Origin of the sequence: Paraburkholderia terricola (assembly GCF_900142195.1) — a bacterium.
GTDB lineage: Bacteria > Pseudomonadota > Gammaproteobacteria > Burkholderiales > Burkholderiaceae > Paraburkholderia > Paraburkholderia terricola.
Map to the genome: position 1 here is coordinate 77,433 of NZ_FRAB01000032.1, position 7,065 is coordinate 84,497.

The 7,065-nt window shown below is 65.6% G+C and carries 3 protein-coding genes and 2 riboswitches; of the genes, 1 reads left to right on the forward strand and 2 read right to left on the reverse strand.

Going from position 1 to position 7,065, the window contains the following annotated elements; translation table 11 throughout:
• Nucleotides 1-6: 6 nt before the first annotated feature.
• Complete coding sequence (gene cobN / locus BUE39_RS23730) at nt 7-3,807, reverse strand: cobaltochelatase subunit CobN (protein WP_073431157.1); 3,801 nt, start codon at nt 3,805-3,807, stop codon at nt 7-9.
• Between the two features lie 6 nt (nt 3,808-3,813).
• On the reverse strand, nt 3,814-4,914 hold the full coding sequence (gene cobW, locus BUE39_RS23735) for a cobalamin biosynthesis protein CobW (RefSeq protein WP_277998136.1): 1,101 nt from the start codon (nt 4,912-4,914) through the stop codon (nt 3,814-3,816).
• Between the two features lie 90 nt (nt 4,915-5,004).
• Nucleotides 5,005-5,273, reverse strand: a riboswitch (cobalamin riboswitch).
• Nucleotides 5,274-5,341: 68 nt separating this feature from the next.
• A riboswitch (cobalamin riboswitch) is annotated at nt 5,342-5,580 on the forward strand.
• Between the two features lie 221 nt (nt 5,581-5,801).
• Between cobW and cobA the strand changes: the two genes are divergently transcribed.
• Nucleotides 5,802-7,058 carry a uroporphyrinogen-III C-methyltransferase gene (cobA, locus tag BUE39_RS36095; RefSeq protein ID WP_412534869.1) on the forward strand — a complete coding sequence of 419 codons (1,257 nt, stop codon included), beginning with the start codon at nt 5,802-5,804 and terminating at the stop codon, nt 7,056-7,058.
• The last annotated feature ends 7 nt before the right edge of the window (nt 7,059-7,065 follow it).

Below are 7,065 nucleotides of genomic sequence, written 5' to 3' on the forward strand. Positions count from 1 at the left end.
CTGCCTTCATGTTTGCCTTCCTTCGATCTGCTGCTCGCTCGCGAACAGATGCCGTTCGACTTGCGCGCGATAGTCGCCGGGCGCCTGCCACAAACCGCGCTGCATGGCTTCGAGCAGGCGCTCGCAGATCGAATGCAGTGCATGCGGGTTGTGGCGCTGCAAGAACTCGCGCGTATCGGCATCGTTCAGATAAGCGTCGGTGACGAGCGCGTATTGATGATCCGCGACCGCGCGCGCGGTCGCATCGTAACCGTACAGATAATCGACGGTCGCGGCGATTTCCGCCGCGCCCTTGTAGCCGTGACGCTTCACGCCATCGAGCCATTTCGGATTGACCACGCGCGAGCGCACCACGCGCGCGATTTCCTCGTGCAGTGTGCGCACGCGCGGCGCGGCCGGGTTGCTGTGGTCGGCATGATAGACGTGCGGCTGATTGCCGGCCAGATGACGCACCGCCGCGACCATGCCGCCCTGGAACTGGTAATAGTCGTTCGAGTCGAGCAGATCGTGCTCGCGGTTGTCCTGGTTCTGCAAGACCACGTCCATTGCGGCGAGGCGTGCGCCGAACGTGTCGCGCGCTTCCTCACCCGCGTTCTTTTGCGTGTAGGCGTAACCGCCCCACGCCTGATACGCGTTCGCGAGATCGGCATCGGTTTGCCATTGCCGCGAGTCGATCATGTCTTGCAGACCCGCGCCATACGCGCCGGGCCGCGCGCTGAACACACGCCAGCCGGCGCGCTTGCGCGCCTCGGCGGCGTCCATGCCGCGCGCGATCAACGCGTCGCGTTCGCGCAGCACGCGGGCGCGAATCGGATTCAGGTGTTCGGGTTCGTCCAGTTCGGCCACCGCCTGCACGGCCGCGTCGAACAGATGCATCACGTTCGCGAAGGCGTCGCGGAAAAAACCGGACACGCGCAACGTGACGTCGATACGTGGCCGGTCGAATACCTCGATCGGCATGATTTCGAAATCGGTCACGCGGTGGCTGCCCGGCGCCCACTTCGGCCGCACGCCGAGCAACGCGAGCGCCTGGGCGATATCGTCGCCGCCGGTGCGCATGGTCGCGGTGCCCCATACCGACAGGCCGATGGCGCGCGGATAGTCGCCGTGTTCCTGCAGATGCCGCTCGATCAACTGCTGTGCGGATTTCAAACCGAGCGACCACGCGGCTTGCGTGGGAATCGCGCGCGTGTCGACCGAATAGAAGTTGCGGCCGGTGGGCAGCACATCGGGCCGGCCACGCGACGGCGAACCGCTCGGCCCCGGCGGCACGAAGCGCCCTTCGAGGCCGCGCTTCAGATGCCGCATTTCCTGCGGACCGCATGCGTCGAGCCGCGGCAGTACATCGTGACGCAGACGCTCGATCACCCGTTCGGCTTGCGGCAAGCTTCCGGCCGCCGGCGCCATGGCATGCGCATCATCGCCGCACACCGCGCGCAACATCTGCGCCGCCAGCAACTCCAGACGCTCGCGCGTATCGCCGCCGTGCCGCCACGGCGCGTCGCTCACGTGCTGCAAGAGGTCGGGACGCGGCCCGTTCCACACCGCCGACCAATCCACCGACAAAGGATCGAACAGATGATCGATGCACAGATCGCGCGCCAACGCGTCGATCAAACCGGCGTTGCCGCCTTGCCCGTTGCCGACCGGAAAGCGCCCCAAAGCCAGCAACGTATCGCGCCGCTGCACTCCTTCGGGCGATTGCCCGAAGGTGTGCAAGCCGTCGCGAATCTGCGCTTCCTTCAGCTCGCACAGCCACGCGTCGACGCGCGTGAGCAGCGCGTCCTCGTCATCCTGTCCAGCGGGCTCGGCGAGACTCAGTTCCTCATGCAGCTTATGTTCGACGATGGTCGCGAGAATCGTGCGCCGCAACAGCCTGGAACGGCGCGGATCGACCATCAGCGCTTCATAGTATTCGTCGACCTGGCGTTCGAGATCCTGCAACGGCCCGTAGCTTTCGGCACGCGTGAGCGGCGGCATCAGGTGATCGATGATCACGGCCTGCGCGCGCCGCTTCGCCTGGCTGCCCTCGCCCGGATCGTTGACGATGAACGGATACAGGTGCGGCATCGGCCCAAGAATCAGGTCGGGCCAGCACGCGTCGCTCAATGCAACGCTCTTGCCCGGCAGCCATTCGAGGTTGCCATGCTTGCCGACGTGCACGACCGCGTCGATGCCGAACTGGTGACGCAGCCAGAAGTAGAACGCCAGATACGCATGCGGCGGCACGAGTTCGGCGTCGTGATAGCTCGCGTAATCGCCCTGCTCGCGCGAGCGCGACGGCTGAATGCCGACGAACACATGCCCGCAGCGCCAGCCGGCGATCATGAAACGGCCGCGCCGCAACGTGGGGTCCTGCTCGGGCGGACCCCAGCGCGCGTTCAACGCATTGCGTGCCTCGGCGGGCAATGCGTCGAAGTACACGCGGTAATCGTCGAGCGCGAGGCTTTGCAATGCCGGCCGCAAATCACGCACGACCGGATCGTTGGTCACGCCTTCGGTGAGCTTCTTCAACAGCGCATCGCCGTGCGCGGGCAAGTCCGCGAGACGGTAGCCTTCATCGCGCAGCATCGACAGAATGCCGACCACCGAGGCCGGCGTATCGAGTCCCACGCCATTGCCGATGCGCCCCTCGCTCATCGGATAGTTGGCGAGGATCAGCGCGAGCTTCTTGTCCGCGTTATCGAGCGTGCGCAGACGGCACCAGCGGCGGCTCAGTTCCGCCAGAAAACTCACGCGTTCGAGGTCCGGTTGATACCGCACCACGTCGACTTCCGTGTGCGGACAGCGATACGCGAGCCCCTTGAAGCTGATCGCGCGCGTGATGATGCGGCCGTCCACTTCCGGCAGCGCGACATGCATGGCGATGTCGCGCGAATTCAGACCTTGATTGTCCTTGAGCCAGTCGTCGCGGTTGCCGCCGCTCAGGATCACCTGCAACACCGGCGCGTCGCCGGCGAGCGCGAGCGGCTCGGGGTCGTCGATCGCGGACGCGGCGAACGCGGTCGTATTCAGCACCAGCGCGACGTTATGTTGCGCACAGAGCGACTGCACGACTTCGCGGCTCATCGCGTCTTTCAGCGACGTAATCGCGATCGGCAACGGATTCAGACCTTGCGCATCGAGCGCGTCGATCAGCGCATCGAACACCGCCGTATTGGCCGCTTGCAGATGCGCCTTGTAGAACAGAATCGCGGCCACCGGCGCGTCTTGCCGCCAGCGCGCCTGCCAGTCGGCGATCGTCGGCGTGTCGCGCTCGGGGTGGTAGAGCGTCGCGGCCGGCAACGCGCGCGGCGGCGCGGGCTCGCGTCCCCAACCGAAGCCGCGATACGCGATGCAGCGCAAAAACGCCTCGGCGTTTTGCGGGCCGCCTTCACGCAGATAACGCCATAGCTGATGGCACAGATCGGCGCTCGCGGTGCTGCGCGCAAGCAGGTTCGGGTCTTCCTGGAGATCGCCGGAGAACATCGCGAGCGTCTGCTGCTTGCGCTCGGCGAGCGCGACCACCTGCTCGATGCCGTAGGGCCAATAGGCTTCGCCGCCAAGATGATCGACCACCACGACGCGCGCATGCTGCAACACGTCCTCGACATAAAAATCGACCGAGGCCGGCTGCCGCAGATACGTGACGTTCGCGAGCCTCACGCTCGGGAAGCCGTCTCCGAGACGAGGAAACACGCTGGCGAGCAGCGACAGCGTGGTGTCGGCGGAACTGAGCACCACGATATCGGCGGGCCGCTGATCGATGCGGATCACGCCTTGCGTGTCGTCGACAAAACCACCCGGCGTGGTGCGCAGCAGATGCATGAGCGCTTACGCCTGTTGCGCTTCGGCGCTCGACGCCACACCGAGCGCCGCGTCGAATGCGCGTTGCAGCGCGTGCTGATCCAGGTCCTCGCCGATCAGCACGAAGCGGCTTTGCAGTCCCGCATCGGTTTCATGCGCCTGCCAGCGCCGATCGAAATAACTATCGAAACGCCGGCCCACGCCCTGGATCACCAGACGCATCGGCGCGCCCGGCAAAGCCGCGAAACCCTTGACGCGGTAAATCGTGTTCGTTTCGACGAGCCCTTGCAAAGCGGCGATCAGCGCTTCGCGCGATGGCGCGCTCGCCTGCACCACCACCGAATCGAATTCGTCGTGGTGGTGATCGGCGTCGTCGGCGGAACCGTGGTGATCGTGGCGCAAGTGGATGGTTTCTTCCGAAGCCGCCTCGAGACCCAGCAACGTGTGCAGATCGAGTTGGCCCATCTGCGCGCGCACGATCTTCACTTGCGGTGGAATCTCTTCACGAATGAGGGCTTCCACGGCGCTTTGCCGCGCGTCGTCGAGCAAATCGGTTTTGTTCAGAATCACCAGATCGGCCGCGGACAACTGATCCTCGAACAGTTCGTGCAGCGGCGATTCGTGATCGAGATTCGGATCGGCCTTGCGTTGCGCATCCACGGCGGCCGGGTTGTCGGCGAACTGGCCGCTCGCGGCGGCGGGGCCGTCCACCACGGTCACCACCGCATCCACCGTGAAGCTGTTCTTGATCTGCGGCCAGTTGAACGCCTGCACCAGCGGCTTGGGCAAGGCGAGGCCCGACGTTTCGATCAGCACGTGATCGATCTGCTCGCGGCGCTCGACGAGTTTTTCCATCACCGGAAAAAATTCTTCCTGCACGGTGCAGCACAGGCAACCGTTCGCCAGTTCATACAGTTGCCCTTCGGTTTCGACGCCGTTTTCGTCGCAACCGATTCCGCAGCCCTTGAGGATTTCCCCGTCGATGCCGAGCTCGCCGAACTCGTTGACGATCACCGCAATGCGCTTGCCGCCCGCATGCCGAAGAATGTGCCGAAGCAGCGTGGTCTTGCCGCTGCCGAGAAAGCCCGTGACGATGGTGACGGGGATCTTGCGCATTTGAGTTTGCATCGTGAGGTCCATTCGATCGACGGCGTTGCTGCAACAGGGAAAGACAGCAAGCGGGGTGAGGTCATGAACGCATGCCGCATCCCCGCGGCGTTCGTCCTGCGTGCTCTGGCCGGTATCCGGGCTGGCGAAAGCGCCGCTTCCCCTTCCCGTGCGAGTGATTTCTCGCCCAGTGGTTGTATGCCGACGCGGCCTTGCGCGTGGACATCGAAGCCGGCTCCGCGGTACGTGACGTACCGCATTTCGCTTACCGTTGCGGGGGCAGCACAGGTTGACCCGGTCCTTGAAGGCGGGCGCCCTGTTTCCCGTTTAACTGCATGCGCAGGAGCGCGCACACGAGCACCAAAGTGCGTGCGAGTGTAGGCCCGCGACCCGGCGCAGTCAAGAAAACGCGAGGACGGAGGCGCTTATCGGATGGGGCGTCATGTGCTATCGTAAGCGCGCGTTTGGTGCCCGCACATGCATTCGCGTGTGCAGTTAAACGGGAAACAGGCCGCGCTTGCCGCGCTCAACCTGTGCTGTCCCCGCAACGGTAAGCGACCTGCGGCGCTCGATGGGTTTTATAGCGCCGCGCATGCGTTTTCGATGCCACTGTCCGACGAATGCGGACGGGAAGGCAAAGCGCATGAGGCCGCCAGCCCGGATACCGGCCAGACGCGGAGGCAGCGAACGTCACGCTGCCGGCCGCCGGAATCCGCGAGGGACGGATGTGATGGCGCTGAAGCACGGCGTGGTCCCCGCTTGCATGTATCTTGGTGAAGCGGCGCATTACGTCATGCCTGATATCCGTAGCACCGCATGAGTTCTTCCCTTTCCGCCGGCTCGCACGCCCTCCTGGCGCTTCGGCCCTTCCCGTCCGTCACGACATGGCGCGCGCCATGCATGCCGCGATGAGCCGCGCGTGGCTGATCGGCGCGGGCCCCGGCGACGTCGAACTGATGACGCTCAAGGCGACCCGCGCGCTCGCGCAAGCCGACGTGGTGCTGGTCGACGATCTGGTGAATCCCGACGTATTGCAGTTCGCGCGCGCCGACGCGCTGGTGATTTACGTCGGCAAGCGCGGCGGACATCCGTCCACGCCGCAGGCCGGGATCATCGTGCAGATGCTCGCGCATCTGCGGGCCGGGCGCAGCGTCGCGCGTTTGAAAGGCGGCGATCCGTTCGTGTTCGGGCGCGGCGGCGAGGAATTGCAGGCGCTGCAAGCAGCGGGCATCGACGCCGAAGTGATCAACGGCATCACGGCGGGCATCGCGGCGCCCGCGGCGATCGGCATTCCGGTCACGCATCGCGATCATGCGCAAGGCGTGGTGTTCGTCACCGGACATAGCGCCGGCAGCGGCGAGCCCGATTGGGCCGCGCTCGTCGCCACGCGCATGACGCTGGTGATCTACATGGGCATGCGGCGCTTGAGCGATATCGTCGGGGCGTTGCTCGCGGCCGGCATGAACGCTGATACGCCGTGCGCCGCGATCGAATCGGCCACGCGGCCCGAGCAACGGCATGCGCTGGCGCGGCTTGGAGAGTTCGCCGATACGGTGTCTCGCGCCGGGCTCGGCTCGCCGGCGATCGTGGTGATCGGCGGCGTCGCGTCGCTGGCTTTGGCGCGGAGCGTGCCCATGAAAACGCTGAGCGTCGGCGTCGGTTGCCGGTTGCACACCTCGGCCGTGCAGATCGAAACGGCCGTGCGCGCCGCGCTCGGGTCGCATACGTTCGACGAAATCAGCACGATCGCCTCGATCGACAGCAAAGCCCACGAAGCAGGCCTGCTCGAATTCTGCGCACGCCACGCGTTGCCGATCGCACTCTTCAGCCGCGAGCAAATCGCGGCGATACCCGTGGCCGAGCCTTCGGCGGTTGCACGCGAGCATCTCGGCGTGGACGGCGTTTGCGAGCCGTGCGCGCTGCTCGGCGCGGCTAACGTGTCGGCCGGGTCCGCTGCATCGGCTGCGTCGGCTGCGTCGGCTGCGTCGGCTGCGTCGGCTGCGTCGGCTGCGTCGGCTGCGTCGGCTGCGTCGGCTGTACCCAACGCCCAACTCCTCGTCCGCAAGACCGCGCATGCCGGCGTGACCGTGGCGATTGCCTCGATCATCGCCCGGACCGAACACGAACCGACAACCCACGACACCGAGAAACAGGACCTTCCATGAAAACCGA

Coding starts and splice junctions, on each gene's coding strand:
- cobA (WP_412534869.1), top strand. CDS start 5,802: ATGAGCCGCGCGTGGCTGATCGGCGCGGGCCCCGGCGACGTCGAACTG.
- cobW (WP_277998136.1), bottom strand. CDS start 4,914: ATGCAAACTCAAATGCGCAAGATCCCCGTCACCATCGTCACGGGCTTT.
- cobN (WP_073431157.1), bottom strand. CDS start 3,807: ATGCATCTGCTGCGCACCACGCCGGGTGGTTTTGTCGACGACACGCAA.